This is a genomic window from Yinghuangia sp. ASG 101, from assembly GCF_021165735.1.
Classification (GTDB): domain Bacteria; phylum Actinomycetota; class Actinomycetes; order Streptomycetales; family Streptomycetaceae; genus Yinghuangia.
In genome coordinates, this window is the sequence record NZ_CP088911.1 from 6243787 (window position 1) to 6262724 (window position 18938).

The window sequence follows — 18938 nt, forward strand, 5'->3', positions numbered from 1 at the left end:
GTGACGACACCGACCGGTCGCCAGGCCCACGGGGGAGAGGGGCGAGGTCGGCTCCCCGGCGCCCGTTCGTGTGTCCGATGCGCTCGACGGTGCCCTGTGGTGCTCCGAACTCATCGTGCCCCCACGTCCGTTGGTGCCGAGAGTCTGGCGCGGTCGCGGGACGGGCACCAGCTCGTGGCCGGATGCTTCGGTTGATCGCCATTTGTCCCACTGAATGTCGCCCAAGGCTTGCTCAGCGTGACGGTGGCTCGGGGTGTCGGCGGCCCCGGCACCCCTCCGACGTGCGGTGTTCGGCGCCTGTGGCATCGTGGATCGAGAGAATTCGTGCCCGCCCTGGGTCTGCGGCCGGGCGGATGGCCTCTTACGATGGTGATCAAATTGGAGGGGGCGGTGTGAGCGTCGATACCGTCGGGCCAAAATGGTCATCGGAACGCGCGGGTTTGTCGGACTTCGCGCGGTTTGTCGCGGGAAGCGATCCGCGTGAGGTGCTTTATCTGGGATTCGCCGCCGGTTCCGCCGTGCCGGTCGACGAGGCGCTGTCGGCGGCCCGTGCCTCGGGCGCGCGCGTCGCGGTCATCGGCGGCGCGCCGTACGGCGTGTACCCGGCGGGCGCCGCCGGAGCGCCCCGCGCCTCCGGGCGTGACTTCGCCCCGCGCGTGGCGCTGCTCCTGGGGGACGACACCGCGCGCCTGGCCGTGGGGTCGCGGGGGGACGACGCGCTGTGGACCACGGTCGCGTGCACCGGAGGCGCCTCCCACGCGATGCTCGCGGACCTCGCCGACTGGTTCGAATCCCTGTCCGCCGCCGTCGACTTCGCGCCCTGGGCCGAGGCCCATCTGCGCGCCCTCGCGGACGCCGTCGCGGAACGCCACATCGGCGCTCCGGTCGGCCCGGACGACGAGACCCGCCTGGTCCACAATCTCGATGTGCCGCTGCTGAACCACCTGCCGACCGGGGCGGTCGACGAACTCCAGGTCCACGCACCGGTGTTGGACCCCGATGCGCGGGCACTGCGCGCCATCGTCGACCGGTTCGCCCCCGGGCACGTCACGCTGGTGCTGCCTCCGCCGCGGGTGGGCTACGACCCGAACGCGGTCGCGGCGGCGCTGGCCGGGCATCCGGCCGAGATCCGCATCGCCGACGACGCCGACGTGCGCGGCGGCCGGCTGATCCAGTGGCAGACCGGGGGACGCTGGACCGTGCTCGCGGGTGGCGCCGAACTCACGTGGCGCGCCCTGGGGTTGGCGGTCGCGTCCGGCGGCGTGCCGGAGCTGGCGGCCTTGGGCGCGGGCGACCCGGCGTTGCTTCCGGCACGGGGGACGCGGATACCGTACGAATCGGGTACGGCGGCCGTCGCCGCGCCCGCGGCCACCGAGGCGCGTGACCCGGATGCCGTGCCCTCCTCGGAACCGGCGTCGGTCCGGGCCGACGAACCACCGGGGCTCCGCCCCGATGCGCGGCCTCGGCCGGTGAGTCCGCCGCCCGCGCCGGCGGCTCCCGTACCGCCCGCGCCGGTGCCGCCCGCGGCCGCCGTACGGGAACCCGTCGTGGAAGCCGCTCCGCCTCGTGCAGGAATCGGTGCCCCCGACCACGACCTCGCAGCCTCGGCCGAACCCCCGTCCGCTGCTTGGGCGGACAACGATCCCGGTGACGAAACCCCCGAATTCGAGGGTCCGTTCGCCGAGGTGCTGTCCCAACTCGCGGCCTCCGGCTGGACCGCCGACGAGCAGGACGGCATCTGGGAGGTCACCGGGTCGTTCGCCAACCCGCTGCCGATCGCCGCACAGGCGGTCGACGGATTCGCCCAGGTGCAGGACGGCATCGTGTTCGTGCGCGCGGCGAGCAAGGGACGCTGGGTGTTCGTGGGCTGGGACGGCCGCCATGTCGTGATGCTGAAGCACGACCAGCCGGTGTGGCGCACCTACCGCGTCGACGCCCCGGCGACCCCGGGGTCCCGCTTCAGCGGCGGAAGCGTCGCGGTGCCCGGGCTGCTCGCCACGACTCCGCAGGTCAAGGGGGCGCCGCCGGTGCTGGCCGCGATGCTCGGCGAACTCGGTTGGGACTACCCGGAGTTGATCAAGCGTCTGTTCGTGGAGTGACCCGGTCGTCGACCGGCCTGTCCGCCCACTGATCTCTTCGGCGGCACGGCACGGCACGGCACGGCCCGGCACGCGGGGCCGTGGCGGTCGCGGAGCGAAACCGGCGGAAGGCGCCCACCGAACGCGGTGGGCGCCTTCGCGATGGCCCGGTGAACCGTTCCGGCGCCGCGTCACCGTCCTTCGCGAGCCGCGACGGCGGTGTCCGGGTGGTCGCTGAACACGCCGTCCAGGCCGAGGCCGTAGAACAGTTCGTACTCCGACGTGATGTCGCCCCGGGCGTTGGGGTCGTCGCCGATACGGAAGTCGGTGGGCAGGAACTGGTTCTCGGCGCGGAACGTCCACGCGTGCACGATGAGGCCGACCCGGTGGGCGTCCCGGACCAGGTTCGTCGCGGGAAGGAGCCCGCCGGACGCGTCGCGCGGCACGATGAGGTTCTTGGTGGCGCCGATGCCGTCCGCGTACGAGCCGATCCACGCGAGGTTCGCGGGCGTCGTCAGGTCCTGGTAGGTGCGCGGGTCGCCGGAGACGACGAAGTCGTACGGCTTGCCGCTCGCGTCCATCAGCTGGGCGAGCTTGACCTTGGTCATCTTGTCGAGCTTGCGCAGGTTGGCCGTCTCGAACGACTGGATGATCACCTGGGCGTTCTTGGTGTTCAGCCGGTTCTTGTCCAGCGCGGCGACCAGCGGCTCCTCCAGCGGCAGACCGATCGACTGGAAGTACGTCGGGTGCTTGGTCTCCGGGTAGATGCCGATGGTCCGGCCCACGCGCTTGCTCTCGGTGCGGGCGAGGTCGATGACCTCCTGGAGCGTCGGGATCTCCAGCGTGCCGTCGAACGCGGTGTTCGTCGGGCGGACCTGCGGCAGCCGCTCCTTGGCGCGCAGCGTCTTCAGCTCCGCGAGCGTGAAGTCCTCGGTGAACCAGCCGGTCACCGCGGTGCCGTCGATCGTCTTGGTCGTCTTGCGCGCGGTGAACTCCGGGTGCGACGCGACGTCGGTGGTGCCGGAGATCTCGTTCTCGTGCCGGGCGACCAGCACGCCGTCCTTGGTCGACACCAGGTCCGGCTCGATGTAGTCGGCGCCGAGGCGGATCGCCAGGCGGTACGCCTCCAGGGTGTGCTCGGGACGGTAGCCGCTCGCGCCGCGGTGGGCGATCACGATCGGGTCGGCCTTCGGGCGTCCGCGATCGGACGCGGTGTCATTCTGGGCCGCGGCGGCCGGCACGGCCACCAAGGCGGCGAGCATGGCGCCGGCCAGCCCGAGGGCGGGAAGAGTGCGTCGCAACGTCGTCTCCTGTCGTCGTCACACGGCGGGTTCGGCCGAGTCAAACGACGACAGGCGACCTTCGGCCACGACGGAGCTGACCGGCGGATGAAGCTCTCGCGAATGTCCGGCGGCGGCGGGCGTGCGGTGCGCCGGGTGCGCCGGGTGCGCCGGGCGGCCGGGGCGCCGCCCGCCCACCCGGCGCACCCGTCATGAGGTGTCCGAGGAAGCCGCGTCGGGTGCCGCGCTGCCGGTTCCGCTCTTGCGGGCACTGTTGCCGTTGCCGTTGCCGGTGCCGGTGCCGGTGCCGGTGCCGTTGCCGTGTGCGGGCGGGCCCTCGGCCCCGGCCTCCGCGTCTGCGGGCGCCGAGCCGTTCGCCGCCGACGGAGCCATGCCGTCGCGGCGGCGGATCGACCTCAACAACACCTCCGACACGTCGGTCACCCGCACCGACTCCGCCGCCTTGCCCTCCTGTTTGCGGGTCGCGACCCCGTCGGTGAGCATCACGATGCAGTAGGGGCACGCGGCGGTCACCAGGTCGGGTGCGGTGCTCAGCGCCTCGTCCGTGCGCGTCTCGTTGATGCGCGTGCCGAGCGTCTCCTCCATCCACATCCGGGCGCCGCCCGCCCCACAGCAGAACGACCGTTCGCGGCTGCGCGGCATCTCGGTGAGCCGAACTCCCGGAACGCTGCCGAGGATTTCCCTCGGCGGGCTGAACACCCGGTTGTGCCGGCCGAGATAGCACGGGTCGTGGTAGGTCACCGCCGCGTCCACCGGCTCCGCCGGAACCAACCGCCCTTCGGCCACCAGACGCGCCAACAGCTCGGTGTGGTGGACGACTTCGTAGTGCCCGCCGAGCTGCGGGTACTCGTTGCCCAGCGCGTTGAAGCAGTGCGCGCAGGTGACCACGATCTTCTTCGCGGCGCGGTCGCCGAAGGCGGCGTCCAGCGTCTCGACGTTCTGCCGGGCGAGTTCGTGGAACAGAAGCTCGTTGCCCATGCGTCGTGCGGCGTCGCCCGTACAGCCCTCGTCACGGCCCAACACCGCGAATCCGACGCCGGCTTCGTGCAGCAGCTCGGCGACCGCGCGGCTCGTTTTCCTCGCGTGGTCGTCCAGCGAACCCGCGCAGCCCACCCAATACAGGTACTCGGCATCGGACGGGATCTCCCCGCCGTCCAACACCCGGACCTCGAACGGGAGTCCGGCGGCCCACTCCATGCGCGCCTTCTTGCCGCGTCCCCACGGGTCGCCCCGACGCTCCAGGTTGCGCATCATCGACGCCGCCTCCTTGGGGAACGCCGACTCGATCATCACCTGGTAGCGCCGCATGTCGACGATGTGGTCCACGTGTTCGATGTCGACCGGGCACTGCTCCACACACGCGCCGCATGTGACACACGACCACAGGATGTCGGGGTCGATGACGCCCCGTTGGTCCGCCGTACCGACCAACGGCCGTACCGCCTCGGCGGCCTGCGGCTCCGGCAGCGCGTCGCGGGCTTGCTCCGAACCCGCCAGCAGGTACGGCGCCTTCGCCAGCGCGTGGTCCCGCAACGCCATGATGAGCAGTTTCGGGCTCAGCGGCTTCCCGGTGTTCCACGCCGGGCACTGCGACTGGCAGCGCCCGCATTCGGTGCACGTCCCGAAATCCAGCAGCCCCTTCCACGTGAAGTCCTCGATCACGCCGCGCCCGATGCTGTCCTCTTCGTCGGGGTCCTCGAAGTCGACCTCCCTGCCCCGCGAGCGCACCGGCTGCAGCGCGCCGAGCGCGCGGGGGCGGCGCGAGAACAGCACGTTCAACGGCGCGAGGAAGATGTGCAGGTGCTTGGAGTACACGACCAGCACGAGGAACGTCAGCACCACCGCCAGCGACAGCAACAGCGCCGCATGTTCGAGGAGTTCCGTCGCGTCGTGCCCCAGGGGCGACAGCAGGTCGCCGACCGCCTCCGACGCGAACGCGCCGTCCTGGTACGGGAAGGTGCCCGCGTGGACCTGCGCGCCGCGGAACAGCAGCAGCGTCCACATCACGTTGAAGATCATGAGCAGGACGAGCCACGCCGCCCCCGTGTGCGATCCGAAGAACCGCGAGCCCCGGCCCGCCTTGTCCGGCGACTGACGCCACCGGATCGCCGCGAACGCCGCGATGCCGCACAGCACCGCGACGACGAAGGCGTCCTCCAACGCGCCGAGCCACGCCTGCCTGCCGATCAGCGGGATGTGGAAGTCTTTGTCGAACAACGCGCCGTAGCCTTCGAGAATCGTCGCACCGAGGATCACGAACCCCCAGAAGACCGCGAAGTGCGCGACCCCGGCGCCGGTCCACTGCAGGAGCTTGCGCTGGCCCAGTACCTCGGTGGCGACGGCCCGCAGCCGGGTCCCCACGTCACGGGTCCGGTCCGGTTCCACCGCCTGCCCGGTACGGCCGAGCCGGACGAGGGTCAGGACGCGGTATCCGGCCAACGCGAACGCCACCGCCGTGATCGCGAGTCCGATGACGAGTCGTACTGCCACTTACGCCTCCCACGGAGATCGGCCCCGCCGCCCGCGGTCCAACTCCGCGAGCAGCGCCGGAAGAACCTCGTGCAGATCGCCCACCACGCCGACGTCGGCGATCCGGAAGATCGGCGCCGACGGGTCGGTGTCGATCGCCACGATCGTCGACGCGTGCCGCATCCCGGCCCGGTGGTGCACCGACCCGGAGATCCCGCACGCCAGATACAGGCGCGGGTGCACGATCGCTCCCGTCTGGCCGATCAGCGCGTCGTGCGCGCACCACCCCAGATCGGCCGCCGCGTGGGTGCCGCCGACCGCGGCGCCGAGTGCGTCCGCGACCTTCTCGATGAGGGCGAACCCGTCCGCCGAGCCCACCCCGCGCCCGCCCGCGACGACGACCGCCGCACCCGAGACCGCGGGGCGTCGCCGCTTGGGCGTCCGGGCCAGCACCCGTACCGCGCGGGCGGGTTCGGCCGGACGCACCCGCACGCGCTCGACGACGGGCACGACCGGTGCCGGTGCTGCGGCGACCGCGCCCGGGGCGACCGTGATCACCGGTGTGTCGCCGCGCACCACCGATTCGACGCGGTACGCGCCGTCGCACACGTTCTGCACGGTGACTGGTCCGTCCGGCCCCGGGTGTACGTCCACCGCGCCCGTGACGATCCCGGCACCGAGCCGCACCGACGTCCGGGCCGCGACCTCGCGGCCCTCGCGCCCCGCGCCGGTCAGCACGGCCGACACCGCCATCTGCCACGCGAGTTCGGCCAGGCCTTCGACGGCCACCGCGACCGGTCCGGCGTCCGGCACCGCGGACTCCACGACGCACACGCGCTTCGCGCCGTACCGGCCCAACGCGGCGACGGACGCGGCATCGGCAGGGTGCCGGACGACCGCCACCGGGTCACCCAACCGCCGTGCGATCGTGAGGAGTTCGAACGTCCGGTCGCGGACGGACTCCTCGTGGCTTTCGACGAGCACGAGCACAGGGCGCATCGCGGCCTCCCGGCGCGTGGCTGGTGTTCGATCAGATCAACTGGTGCTCCGTCAGATAGCCGGCGAGCCGGGCCGCCGCGTCGGGTGCCGCGCCGTCGATCAGCAGACCGGGGCGCTCACTCGGATACGGCGCCACCGAGCGCACGACCGTCGCCGCCGCCCGATGCCCCACGGCGTCCGGACCGATCCGCAGATCGGCCAACGACCATGTGCGCACCGCCTTTTGGCGAGCCTCGACCATCGCCCGGAAGGACGGATACCTCGGCTCTCCCGCCCGTTCGGTCACCGAGACCACGGCCGGCAACGGCGCCGCGATCTCCTCCACACAGCCGTCGGCGTCGCGGCGTACGACGACTTCGTCCTCGCCGACCCACATCGTGTCGGCGTCGCTCGCGACCGGGACGCCCAGGCGCTCGGCCACCATCGCGGGCACCACGGACATCCCCGAATCCGACGACGCCGCACCGCACACCACGAGGTCGAACCCCACCCGGGCGACAACCGCCGCCAGTACCAACGACGTTGCCCGGGCGTCCGAGCCGTGCAAGGCGTCGTCGCACACGTGCACGCCCTCGTCGGCCCCGAGCGCGAGCGCCCGCGCCAACGACCGCCGCGCCCCCGTCGGCCCCATCGTGACCGCGAGGATCTGGACGTCGAGCCTTCGCCGTGCGACGCGCATCGCCTGCTCGACCGCGTTCTCGTCCAGTGCGTCGAGCCGGCAGGTCAACGCGGCCCGGTCGACGGTCATGTCGGGGGCGAACACCCCGGTGCCGGAAAGTCGATCGGCCGCTTCGTCGGGCACGTGCTTGACCAACACCACAACTTTCACCGGTGCTCGCCTCCGCTCATGTGTGCGGAATCGTGCTGCCGGATGCGAGTGTAGGGGCAGCATCGCGCGACCAGAAGAGCGGAAATCGTACGCGCGACGATCGGGCGTGATCACCAACTGCCGTGGACAGCAGGGGAGTTGATCACGTGCCGCGGTCGTCGCGCGCCGACGGTGCGGCGCCCCCGGCCGCCCGCCCGACGGCCTCCTACGGCACCGACACGCCCACGCCCGTCATCGCGTCGACCGCGTACACGGTGAAGTCGAGGCTGCCGACGACGACCAGATCGCCCGCGAGAGCGGGGGACGAGTCGTCGATCGGGCCCTTGGTCGCGAAGTTCCACCGCTCCACGCCGGAGGTGAGGTCGACCGCGTGCAGGGCGCGGCTGCTGCTGCCGATGTAGACGTACGCGGCGGTGACCAGCGGCGACGAGCGAACGCCGCCGCCGGTCGGGAACACCCAGCGCTCCCGGCCCGTGTCGGCTTCGAGCGCGTACAAATTGCCGTCGTCGCTCCCGACATAGACGACCCCGCCCACGACCGCCGGGGACGACACCACACCGCCGCCGGTGCTCTTGGCCCAGACGGGTTGGCCGGTCGCGGTGTCGAGCGCGTAGACGGACTTGTCGTCGCTGCCGACGTAGACCCGGTTGCCCACGACCGTCGGCGACGAGTCGGCGGTACTCGCGGTGGTGTACGACCAGCGCTTCTCGCCGGACACCGCGTCCACGGCGTAGACGTTGTGGTCGCGGCACGCGATGTAGACGACCCCGGCGTCCACGGCCGGAGACGAGTTGAACCAGTCGCCCCCCGGGTATCGCCAGCGGCCGGTGCCGGTCGCCGCGTCCACCGCGTGCAGGCGGTTGTCGCGGCCCCCGACGAACACGGTGCCGCCGGCCACGACGGGAGAGGAGTGGAGGACGCCGTCGGCCGTGTACCGCCAGACGCGCGTGCCGTCCGCGACCCGTACGGCGTGCAGGCCCTGGTCGTTGCAGCCGACATACACGATGCCGTCGGCCACGGCGGGCGAGGAGGTGATCGGCTGACCTGTCGGATACGACCAGCGGAGCCGGCCGTCCGCGACGTCGATCGCGTGGAGGTTGCCGTCGTTGCTGCCGACGTAGACCACCCCGTCGGCGACCGCGGGGGACGAGTAGACCTTGTCGCCGGTGGTGAACGCCCACGGCGCGGTGCGGGGCGCGGCCTGGGCGCCGGAGTCCTTCGCCCCGTTGTCGCCGCCGCCGTCTCCCCGGGTGACCAGCCAGCCCGCGACGCCCGCGACGGCCGCCACCGCCGCGCCCGAGCCCAGCACCAGCAGGCGCCGACGCGAAGTCCCGTGCTTGACCGGCTCGTTCGGCGCGGTCGGCGTCAGCACGGTCGTCTCGTCCGTGTGCGTGCTCACGATCGTCTCCGGCTCGCGGTGCCCGGCGACATCGCCGGGCTGCGGAGGGGACGGGATCTTCGGCAGCGTCGACGCGGGCGCGGCGCCGCCCGTGGCACCGCCGTCGCGCTGCTCGGGCCACTCCGCCGTCGCCGCGGGCCGGGCCCGTCGCTCGTGCTCGGCCACGACCGCGAACGCTCCCGCGGGCAACCAGTCTTCGGCGTCGTGGGCGTGCGGGAACTCCCGGGCGCGGTACTCCGCGAACTGCTCCAACAGCGTCGCCGCCGTGGGCCGCCGCGCCGCGTCGCGGTCCATGCACGCGCGGACGAGCGGTTGCAACTCGACGGGCAGGTCGGCGAAGTCCGGCGGCTCGGTCAACAGCCGGGCGAGCACGTTGATCGGGGTGTTCCCGCCATACGGCTCGTGCCCCGTCGCGGCGTACAGCAGCGTCGCGCCGAGGGAGTAGATGTCGGCCGCCTCCGTCACCGCGGCCGTGTCGACCGCCTGCTCCGGGGACATGAAGGACGGCGTCCCGATGACTCCGGACTGCGTGAGATTGCGGGTGCCGCCGACCGCGCGGGCGATCCCGAAGTCGATGACCTTGGTGTTCTCACGCGACACCAGCACGTTGGACGGCTTGAGGTCGCGGTGGACGAGGCCCGCGGCGCGGATGGACTCCAGCGCCTCCGCGATCCCGGCACCGATCCACAGCACCGCGGGCACCGGCAGCGGGCCGGCCTCGCGGACCAGTGCGTCCAACGACGGCGCGGCGACGTACGCCGTGGCCAGCCACGGGTACCGCGCCTCCGCGTCGGCCTCCACCACGGCCGCCGTGAACACCCCGCTCACCTGTCGTGCCGCCGCGACCTCGCGCGCGAACCGCTCGCGGAAACCGGGGTCCTCGACCAGGACGTCCCGGATCGTCTTGACCGCGACCAGCAGCCCCGACCGCGACCGGGCGAGATACACCCGGCCCATGCCCCCCGCCCCGAGCCGCCCCAACACCCGATACGGCCCCACGTGTTCGGGATCCTCCGCCGTCAGCGGCTCCCCGAACCCCATACTGTCGCCCACTCCGACCCCCTTCGCCCACACCCCGCCCCCTCGCGCGCCCATCATGGCGGAAGAAGGCCCCACGAGGGCGCGCGGAGGCGGCCCGGGCACACCGGGGAGCGTCGGGCGGCCCTCACACCGCCTGGTCCTTGAGGGCTTCGTACGCGCGGAAGCGCCACTCCAGGCAGAACCGGGCGTGCAGCGGCGGCGCGGCGGTGGTCCACGTGAAGCTCCGAAGGCCGCCGTCGTCGGTGCGCAGGGGAGGGGTGCGCAAGGGAGCGGTCTCCGTGGTCATCGAGGTCTCCGTGCCCCAGACCATCGGGTCGAACGCGGCCGGGAAGACGAGCTCGACGTCCAGCCGTTCCGTGGGCAGGCGCACGGCGCGCTGGAACCAGTTGCCCCATTTGTCGTCACCGACCGTATACGCGTACTCGATCCAGACGGACTCGCCCGGATACAGCGGGAACCGGCTGCGCGCGTTCTCGAACCGCAGCCAGACCTCCTTGAACGCGTCGCGGTCCTGTTCGACCGACCACCGCATCGTCTCGCGCCGGCAGGTCGCGGTGAGGCGCAGCTCGTCCCAGGTCAACGGATGCGTGCGGTAATGGGCGTTCGAGAATTCGGGGTCGTCGGGGTAGCGGTCGACGGAGACGCGGATGAGGTAGCGGGTCACCGGCTCGCCGCCGGTGTTGCGCAGTAATCGCCGCATGGTGAGGCGGTACAGGCGGCCGTCGTACCGGAGTTGGGCGGTGTCGTGCTCGACCACGAGCGCCGAGCAGCAGGTGTGCGGCTGCCCGGGGTGGTGGGGGGCCGGGCAAGCGGCGAGGGCGCGGCGCGCGGACCCCGCCCTGATGCGGGCCTGTTCGTAGTCGCGCCATCGTCGCCAGATGCGCTTCCCCGCGCTCAGGGCGTCGTCGGCGATGCGGGCGAAGTCCTCGCTGGGTTTGTGCCGTCCGGACTCCATATGGCTCACGTACGACGGGTCGAAGCCCATGGCGTGGGCCAGCGCGCGCTTGGACATGCCGCGAACCTCCCGCCACCGGGCCAATTCCGCGGCGAACGCTTTTGCCGTCTGTTCGACGGTGGTCTCCTCAATCCGCGAACCCATCGCAGGCGTCCCCCTGTCATGGATGGTGAGCATGAGTGAACGGTGAGTGATCGCCGTTCAGTATTTCACCGCGTGCGCACCACGGATTGACTGCTCGTGGCACCCGGTCCGCCGGGAAGAAGGGGAGCGTGCGATGGGGGAGCACGGCAAGCCGAACGACACCCCGCAGAAGGGCAACTCCAGCGACAGCCAGTCGCCGACGGTCGGCGGCGGCAACACCGGAACGCGACGCAAACCGAAGGACGGGGGCAAGTGAACGACGCGAACGCGACGGTACGACTGCTGGGGAGGGACCGTACGCCGTTCCTCCCCGCGGTCGTGTGGGCCGGCGACGACCACACCCGCATCGACCGCGACACGACACCGGAGGCGTGGCACGAAGCCGCCGCCGCGGACGTGTTCCTCGTGACGCAGTGGAACGACGGCTCGGGAGACCCCGGCACCGGGGTATCCAGCAGTTCGGCTTCCATGCCGTCGCTCGTGAAGCGCATGCTCGACGCGTGCGACGTCCGCCCGGGTCACCGGGTCCTGGAGGTGGGCACGGGTACCGGCTACACGGCCGCCCTCCTCAAAGACCGCGTCGGCGCGACCGGCCACGTCGTGACCGTCGAGGTGGACCCGGACGTCGCCGCGTCGGCCCGCGACCGCCTGTACGCCGCTGGCGTGGACGTGCATGTGGTGTGCGGTGACGGCCTGGCCGCTCACGTCCCGGACGGCCCCTTCGACCGCGTCCACGTGACCTGCGGCATTCGCGCGATCCCGGCGAGCTGGCTCGACCGGTGCCCGGCAGGCAAGATCATGCTCCCCTGGGGAACCACGTTCAGCGACACCGACTTCGTGGTCACCCTGGACGTCCGCGACGGCGTCGCGGAAGGCCGCTTCCACCACCCGGTGGCCTTCATGAAGGCCCGCTCCCAGCGGTCGGTGCCCTGGGGGGACTGGCCCACCACGGGCGAGGCTCATCCCGTCGACCCGGCGGGCCTGAGCAGCGACCAACTGGACGACCCGCTCGGCGGCTTCGGAGAGTTCGTCATCGGGCTGCTCCTGCCGGACGTGGAGCACTACACCAGCGGATCCGACAGTGCCGAGGACGGCGAGCGCGTCCTGTGGCTCGGCAGCAAGGGCCGCTTCGCGTCACTCGCGTTCGGCCGGGGGATCCCCACCACCATGGCCGGAGACACCGCCCTGGCCGTCCGCTACATCACCGCCGTCCGCTGGTGGCACGACCACGGCCGCCCGGAAGCCCAGGGCTTCGGCCTCCGCGTCCTGCCCACCGCGAACCCCCAAGCCCACCAGGAGATTTGGTTCGGCGCCCCGGAACACCCCGTGCCGACACCCCTGGGCCGGTCCCCCCGCACCCGCCCTCTGCCCCCGCGCCTGCCTAACCCCGCACGGCCCCTTCGGGCCAGACGATGGTGACCGGCACACCCACCCGCCGCGCATACGCGACAACATCGCCCGTACCGCCCTTCCCCGAAGGGGGCTGCCCGTCCCAGACCGCGAACAGCGCCTCACACTCCGACACGAGATGTTCATTCGCCGCGGTATAGGCGTCCCGATCCGCGGTCTCATACGGCATCGTCCGAACTTCCTCCGCACGCGCGACCAACGCGTCGAACTCGCCCCGGTGGTCGGGCTTCACCTTCGCCTCCCGATAGTCACGCGACGGCAGCACCACCACAAGCCGCCCCCCAATCGAGACCACCACGTTTGCGAACAACGCATCGGCCCCCTTGGCGATACAGCTCACCCCGACAAGCTCCGCCGGAGGAATAGACGCCAGCCGCGCCCGCAACTCCCCCTCCACAAGCCGCGCGGTCTCCGACGTGATGTCCATGTGACCGGTGATGCCGATGGTGGGCATAGGCCTGCTCCTGAGCACAGTCGAGTACGGATATCAGCCCCGCGCCGCTTCGAGCACGGTACGGACTTCGGGCACATCCTGGAAACGCCGCAAGCTTGCCAGAACGACCTTCACGCGGTCGCTGGTTCGCGCGCTCGCGAGATCCGCCGAGAGCGTCAGCAAGCGCTCAACGGTCGCGGCGGCCTCCTCGGGCTCATTCGCGTCGGCGTACGCGACAGCGAGCCAGGAGAGGTAGAGCGCGACTTCGCGCAGATGCGTGGCGTCGTATTCGGCGAGCACCTTCCGAAGCAACGGTACGGCCCGCAAAGGACGTCGAAGCTCGGTATAGACCCGGGCCTCCATGACTTCGAGTTCTCCGGCGTTCACCCAGTACGCATAAGCCGGTTCGTCGCCGCCGACATCGTGTCGCGACAAGGCCTCGCCCGCCTCGCCAAGAGCCCGCATCGCGGACTGCGCGTCAAATGCCTTCGCGTGGGCCCACGCAACGCGGTCCAGATAAAGCGCACGTGCCCGGCCCGGGGCCTGCCCGGCGAGCTCCACCGCGCCCTCGGCCATCGCGACACCGGCGGCCACATCTCCGGTATTCGTGCGCTGATACGCGAGTGAGCCCAGCACATTGCCGACAAGCGTGGTGTCGCCCGCGCGATCGGCCGCGACCAGCCCGAGCCGGTAAATCCGTTCCGCCTCGTCGTTCCGACCGGCGTCACTCGCGATCCACCCGGCAATCTGCGCGAGTTCGCCGATGGCCCGCAGCAAGGCACGCCCGACGTCCTCCGTATGGGCACTGTCCCGATAAAGGCGCACCGCCGACCGCAGATCACGCAGAGCCGGCCCGATCAGATCCCCACCCGCCAGCACGTCATCGGCGAGCCGCAACCCGTGCACCCGCTTCTCCAGATCGGCAACGGCCCCCACCCCGATCCGCCGGCCCGGCGACCCCGCAAGCGCCGCGAACGGGTCATCACCATCCGGCAGAAAGTCAACAACAGACACAGGCGCCACCTCGTCATGCCTGACTCTCGCGGCACGCCGCAGTTCGCCCTCCGGAACGGAAAGCGCCTTCGCCAGGAACGGTAACCACGGCCCCGGAATCCGTCTGCCGGACTCCCATCGATAAACCGGCCCACGGCCGAGTTGCTCGATCTGCACGCCTGCGGCACGACACACTTCGCGCGCCAACTCCGCCTGACTCCAGTGCTTCGCCTGCCGAAGGCGACGGATCATCTGCCCAGCGGTTTCCCCCTTCATGCATCCATTTTGGCGCACATCCGGCGATGCGTGGCCCGAACGCGCGGCCTCAGGCCTACACCGGGGACTACACGTGGCATCTAGGCGACGGGCCGCCGTTGGCACTTCGCTGGAACCGAAAGTCAGGTGACGACCCCGGAGAGTGAATTCATGGTGCCGACTCCGAGTGAGAATCCCCGAGGAGGCGCACCAGGCGCGCCACGCGGAACGGCAGGCGAGCCGGTTCGCCTGACGGACGGCGGCAACGCATCACCACGATCCCGACCGGAACGCCGCCGGCCCTGCGGCCAGTTCGACGTGATGACATCCACCTTCACGGCCCTCGCGTATGCGTCCGCGCGGGCCGCGTGGCGCTCGCATCGCCGGTTGCCGGAGGCGACCGCGTGGGAATTCCCGGCAATCGACCAGGGATCCGGCGAGGGCGGCACGACGTTTCGTCCCTTCGTCCGGGCGATGGCCGGCCCGGCTGACCTCGCTGCCCGGCCCGTACTCTCACGGCCCGTCGACCCCTGCGGACTCCCACTCGTGGTCCTGATCGCCTGGGGCGTCGACGCGATCCAGGCCGGACACGCCACACGTGACGGCGCGGAGTATGCCTGCGTCTTCAACTACAAAATCCAAGACTCGCTCACCACCCACGGCCGCAGGATGCGGGACGCCCCGCTCGCAGAACTGGCCACCGCGAACTTCGCCCGTCGACACGTCGATTACGACCTCGCGTGGTGGCTGGTCCCGCACCAGGCAATCCCTCCCCACGCGCTCGAACAAGCCCGTGCCCTTGAGGCCCCTCACTCCCATGACTCGGAGGATGGAACCGCACACGGGGTTGGAGATGGTCTCCGCTCTTGCTGATCTTCTTCAGGGGGGCCGGGCATGACGCGGGGCGAAGTATCGGACGAGACCGCAGTCCTCAACGCGAAACTGGTGGAAAGGCTCAGGAAGACCAGCCCGCCCTTGGCGGCCCGGCGACGGACGTGATGCTCCGCGTACCGCGCCACCGCTTCGTGCCGAACGGATACTTCGTTCAGGTCCCCGGCGCGATGCCCACCGCATATCGGCCGGTCCTGCCATGGGACGACGAGCAGGCGTGGCTCGCCGGCTGTTACACCGACCAAGCGCTGGTCACCCAAGTGGCCAACACGGTCGTACCCAGGGAAGTGCGCGGGGAGATTGTGCGGGAGCCGACCTCATCCGTCTCGGAACCAGGACTTGTGGCGTTTGTCCTTGATCAGGCCGACCTCGCGCCGGGCTTGCGTGTGCTGGAGATCGGCGCGGGGGCCGGATGGAACGCTGCGCTCTTGAGTGAACTTGTCGGTGAAGACCATGTGTTCACCATCGAAGTCGATGCGTCGATCGCCGCGCAGGCGAGGACCAACCTGTACAGCACGGAGCATTACCCGACGGTTGTGGTGGGTGACGGGCGCAAGGGCCACCCCGACGGGGCTCCGTACGACCGCCTGCTCGCGACGTGTGGCGTGGCCGGGATCTATCCCGAATGGCTGGACCAGATGAAGCCCGGTGGGATCATCCTCGCGGGGCTTCGCGGTCGGATGCTCAGCGCGGGGCTTGCCCGGCTGACGGTGTGTGATGACGGCACGGCGCAAGGGCGGTTCGTTTCCGGGGGCAACTACATGCCCGCTCGGCAGGAAGTGCCCCCGCGCCATCTGATGCTGCCCGATGTGGACAGTGGCACCGAGCGACTGTCAGACGTGGGAGCATCCGCGCTCGCGGATCACGCGGCGTTGGTCTTGGCCGACAGCGTCGCTCCCGCCCTTCAGTGGACGCGGGTGAGCGTCAGCGGTGGGCCGTCGACGGACGCGTATATCGATCAGGACAGTGGCTCTTTCGTCGTGGTCAGCGACTGTGCGGACGGAACCGCCGTGATTCGCGAAGGGGGGCCCGATTTGATGTGGAGTCGGGTTGAGCGCGTCATCTCGGCGTGGCGGGAGGCCGGGTGTCCGTCCGTGGAGGCGTTTGGGGTGCGGGCTTCGCGGGACGGGCACACGATCGTGTTGCCGAAGCAGTCGGGAATCCCTAGCGCAGGCCGTGGCGGCGGGCGGTGAGGTGTTCGGTGGTGGTTCTGGGGAGGAGGCGGCGGAGGGTGAAGACCACGGGGGCGTTGCTGCCTACGGCGTAGAGGGGTTTGGGGCGGCGGGAGTTGATGGCTTTGAGGATGGTGGCGGCGACGGCTTCCGGGGGGATTCCGTGGGCTTCGTTGGTGTTCAGGGCGTGGAGCATGGTGGCGTGTTCGTCGGCGAAGGGGGAGTCTTCGGCGACGTAGTGGGTGCGGCGGTCGCTGATTCCGGTGTTGATGGAGCCGGGTTCGACGGTGGTCAACGCCACGTTGTAGGGGGCGAATTCGCGGCGGGCCGCCGTGGTGAAGGCGCGGAGGGCGGCTTTTGAGGCCACGTACGAGGAGCGGTAGGCGAGGGGGAAGCTGGCCAGCATGGAGCCGACCATGACGACGCGGCCGTAGTGGCGGGCGCGCATTGCGGGGGTCAGCAGTTGGGTCAGGTGGATCGCGCCGAACACGTTGGTTTCGAAGAGGCGGCGTACGGCGGCCATCGGGAGTTCTTCGAGGGGGCCGCTTTGGCTTTCCCCGGCGTTGTTGACGAGGACGTCGACCGGGCCGCAGGCCGCCGCGCAGGCCTCGATGGAGGACTCGGAGGTGAGGTCGAGAGGCACGTATTCGACGCCGGGCACGGGGTTCGTGATCGCGTCCGGGGCGCGGGTCGTGCCGTGGACGCGGTAGCCGTGGTGGGCCAGGAGCGCTGCCGTGGCGGCGCCGATGCCGGAGGAGGCGCCGGTGACCAGGGCCACGCGCCGCGGGGGAGTCACGCGAGCCTCGTGGCGAGGGCGCGGCCGGCCGCGCGGCCCGAGAAGACGCAGCCGCCGAGGAAGGTGCCTTCCAGCGCGTTGTAGCCGTGGACGCCCCCGCCGCCGAAGCCGGCGACCTCGCCCGCCGCGTACAGGCCTTCGAATGGTTCGCCGTCGGTGCGGACGACCTGGGAGTCCAGTGTCGTCTCCAGGCCGCCGAGCGTCTTGCGGGTCAGGAGGTGCAGGCGGACGGCGATGAGCGGGCCGTGGGCCGGGTCGAGGAAGCGGTGGGGAGCCGCGACGCGGGTGATCCTGTCGGGCAGGTAGGCACGGGCGTTGCGCACGGCCATGAGTTGCAGGTCTTTCGCGTAGGTGTTGGTGACGGCGCGGTCGTGGGCGAGGACTTCGCGCTCCACGGCCGAGAAGTCGAGCGAGGCGCCCGGGGCGATGGCGTTCATGCCGTCGACCAGCTCGCGCAGGGTGTCCCGGACGACGAAGTCCTCGCCGTGGTCGAGGAACGCCCGCACGGGCCCCGGTGCGCCCTTCTTGACGCGGGACAGCACCAACGTGACGTCCTTGCCGGTGACATCGGGGTTCTGCTCGGAGCCGGACAGCGCGAACTCCCGTTCCACGATGGAGCGGGTCAACACGAACCACGAGTGGTCGTGGCCCGTCGCGATGATGTGTCGCAGCGTGGCCAGGGTGTCGTGGCCGGGGAACAGCGGTGCGGGCAACCGGCGTCCGGTCGCGTCGAACCAGAGCGACGACGGGCCGGGGAGGATGCGGATCGCGTGGTCGGGCCAGATCGGGTCCCAGTTCTTGACGCCCTCGGTGTAGTGCCACATCCGGTCGCGGTTCACGACCGAGCCTCCCGCGGCCTCGCTGATCCCGAGCATGCGCCCGTCGACGTACGCGGGTACTCCGGTGATCATCGACCTCGGTGCCGGTCCCATGCGCTCGACGGGCCAGTTCTCCCGCACGAGTTCGTGGTTGCCGCCGATGCCGCCGGAGGTCACCACGACCGCCTGGGCCCGGAGTTCGAACTCGGCGACGGTGTCGCGGGACGAGGCCGCGCCGCGCGGTTCCGAGGACGGCGCGAGAACCGAGCCGCGTACGCCGACCGCCGCGCCCTGCTCGACCACCAGCGCGTCGACGCGGTGGCGGAATCGGAAATCCACCAGACCCCGGGCGGCGGCGTCGAGCACCGGTTCGCGGAACACCCGGACGACCTCGGGCCCCGAGCCCCACGCGATGTGGAACCTCGGGACCGAATTCCCGTGCCCGGTCGCGCTGCCCCCGCCGCGCTCGGCCCAGCCGACCGTCGGCATCAGCCGCAGGCCGAGGTCGTGCAGATAGCGCCGCTTCTCGCCGGACGCGAAGTCGACGTACGCGTGGGCCCATTGGCGCGGCCAGTGGTCCTCGCGCCCGCGGTCGAACCCGGCGGAGTCGAGCCAGTCGGCGAGCGCCAGTTCGTACGAGTCCTTGACGCCCGTACGGCGCTGTTCGGGGGTGTCGACCAGGAACAGCCCCCCGAGCGACCAGAACGCCTGCCCGCCGAGGTTGGCCTCGTTCTCCTGGTCGACCACGACCACGCGCCGCCCGGCCCGGGTGAGTTCGTACGCCGCGACCAGCCCGGCCAGGCCCGCCCCCACGACGATGACATCCGCGTCGAAACCCATCGCGACTCCTCGGCGAGCGATCGGGATGTTGTGCGCCTTGGCCACCGACCGTACGGCCCGGCGCGGCGGGCGGCCAAGGACATCCCGCCGCGTCGGACCGAGGAGAACGCCGAGG

At 71.2% G+C, this 18938-nt stretch carries 15 protein-coding genes; 5 read left to right on the top strand and 10 right to left on the bottom strand.

Annotation, left to right across the window (positions count from 1 at the left end; all coding sequences use genetic code 11):
* Positions 1 to 518: 518 nt before the first annotated feature.
* Positions 519 to 2099 carry a hypothetical protein gene (locus LO772_RS26690; RefSeq protein ID WP_231774569.1) on the top strand — a complete coding sequence of 527 codons (1581 nt, stop codon included), beginning with the start codon at positions 519 to 521 and terminating at the stop codon, positions 2097 to 2099.
* A 170-nt stretch (positions 2100 to 2269) separates the two neighbouring features.
* Here the strand turns inward: LO772_RS26690 and LO772_RS26695 are convergent, their stop codons facing one another.
* The 6 genes from LO772_RS26695 to LO772_RS26720 all read right to left on the bottom strand — a co-directional run bounded on the left by LO772_RS26695 (position 2270) and on the right by LO772_RS26720 (position 11215).
* Positions 2270 to 3379: a glycerophosphodiester phosphodiesterase gene (locus LO772_RS26695; RefSeq protein ID WP_231774570.1), complete on the bottom strand. Its 1110-nt coding sequence runs from the start codon at positions 3377 to 3379 to the stop codon at positions 2270 to 2272.
* Between the two features lie 189 nt (positions 3380 to 3568).
* A complete protein-coding gene (locus tag LO772_RS26700) occupies positions 3569 to 5869 on the bottom strand; it encodes a (Fe-S)-binding protein (protein ID WP_231774571.1) in 2301 nt (766 codons plus the stop codon).
* Entirely contained in the window at positions 5870 to 6847 is a 978-nt protein-coding gene (locus LO772_RS26705) for an electron transfer flavoprotein subunit alpha/FixB family protein (RefSeq protein ID WP_231774572.1), read from the bottom strand.
* A 31-nt stretch (positions 6848 to 6878) separates the two neighbouring features.
* A complete protein-coding gene (locus tag LO772_RS26710; protein WP_231774573.1) occupies positions 6879 to 7676 on the bottom strand; it encodes an electron transfer flavoprotein subunit beta/FixA family protein in 798 nt (265 codons plus the stop codon).
* A 205-nt stretch (positions 7677 to 7881) separates the two neighbouring features.
* Positions 7882 to 10128: a beta-alanine-activating enzyme beta-propeller domain-containing protein gene (locus LO772_RS26715; RefSeq protein ID WP_231774574.1), complete on the bottom strand. Its 2247-nt coding sequence runs from the start codon at positions 10126 to 10128 to the stop codon at positions 7882 to 7884.
* Positions 10129 to 10240: 112 nt separating this feature from the next.
* Complete coding sequence (locus tag LO772_RS26720) at positions 10241 to 11215, bottom strand: helix-turn-helix domain-containing protein (protein WP_231774575.1); 975 nt, start codon at positions 11213 to 11215, stop codon at positions 10241 to 10243.
* A 133-nt stretch (positions 11216 to 11348) separates the two neighbouring features.
* On the opposite strand from LO772_RS26720, the gene LO772_RS35940 reads away from it, so the two are divergent.
* Together LO772_RS35940 and LO772_RS26725 are read left to right on the top strand one after the other, a co-directional pair.
* The gene (locus LO772_RS35940; RefSeq protein WP_269453097.1) at positions 11349 to 11471 is read left to right on the top strand and encodes a hypothetical protein; all 123 of its coding nucleotides are present in this window, start codon (positions 11349 to 11351) and stop codon (positions 11469 to 11471) included.
* Positions 11468 to 12634, top strand: coding sequence for a methyltransferase domain-containing protein (locus LO772_RS26725; protein WP_231774576.1), 1167 nt, complete (start codon positions 11468 to 11470; stop codon positions 12632 to 12634). Before LO772_RS35940 ends, LO772_RS26725 begins: the two co-directional genes overlap by 4 nt.
* On the opposite strand, the gene LO772_RS26730 is transcribed toward LO772_RS26725, so the two are convergent.
* Positions 12597 to 13079 carry a hypothetical protein gene (locus LO772_RS26730; protein ID WP_231774577.1) on the bottom strand — a complete coding sequence of 161 codons (483 nt, stop codon included), beginning with the start codon at positions 13077 to 13079 and terminating at the stop codon, positions 12597 to 12599. The two genes, LO772_RS26725 and LO772_RS26730, sit on opposite strands and share 38 nt — an antisense overlap.
* A 33-nt stretch (positions 13080 to 13112) precedes the next feature.
* A complete protein-coding gene (locus LO772_RS26735; RefSeq protein ID WP_231774578.1) occupies positions 13113 to 14327 on the bottom strand; it encodes a helix-turn-helix domain-containing protein in 1215 nt (404 codons plus the stop codon).
* Between the two features lie 300 nt (positions 14328 to 14627).
* Here LO772_RS26735 and LO772_RS26740 point away from each other — a divergent pair, with 300 nt between their 5' ends.
* Complete coding sequence (locus tag LO772_RS26740; protein ID WP_231774579.1) at positions 14628 to 15179, top strand: hypothetical protein; 552 nt, start codon at positions 14628 to 14630, stop codon at positions 15177 to 15179.
* Positions 15173 to 16390 (top strand): rRNA adenine N-6-methyltransferase family protein, encoded by a 1218-nt coding sequence (locus tag LO772_RS26745; protein WP_231774580.1) that lies wholly within the window; start codon positions 15173 to 15175, stop codon positions 16388 to 16390. The genes LO772_RS26740 and LO772_RS26745 overlap by 7 nt, the downstream gene beginning before the upstream one ends.
* Here the strand turns inward: LO772_RS26745 and LO772_RS26750 are convergent.
* Positions 16362 to 17165, bottom strand: a complete 804-nt coding sequence (locus tag LO772_RS26750) for an SDR family oxidoreductase (RefSeq protein ID WP_231774581.1) — start codon at positions 17163 to 17165, stop codon at positions 16362 to 16364. The two genes, LO772_RS26745 and LO772_RS26750, sit on opposite strands and share 29 nt — an antisense overlap.
* Positions 17162 to 18823, bottom strand: coding sequence for an FAD-binding dehydrogenase (locus LO772_RS26755; protein WP_231774582.1), 1662 nt, complete (start codon positions 18821 to 18823; stop codon positions 17162 to 17164). The genes LO772_RS26750 and LO772_RS26755 overlap by 4 nt, the downstream gene beginning before the upstream one ends.
* Positions 18824 to 18938: the final 115 nt, after the last annotated feature.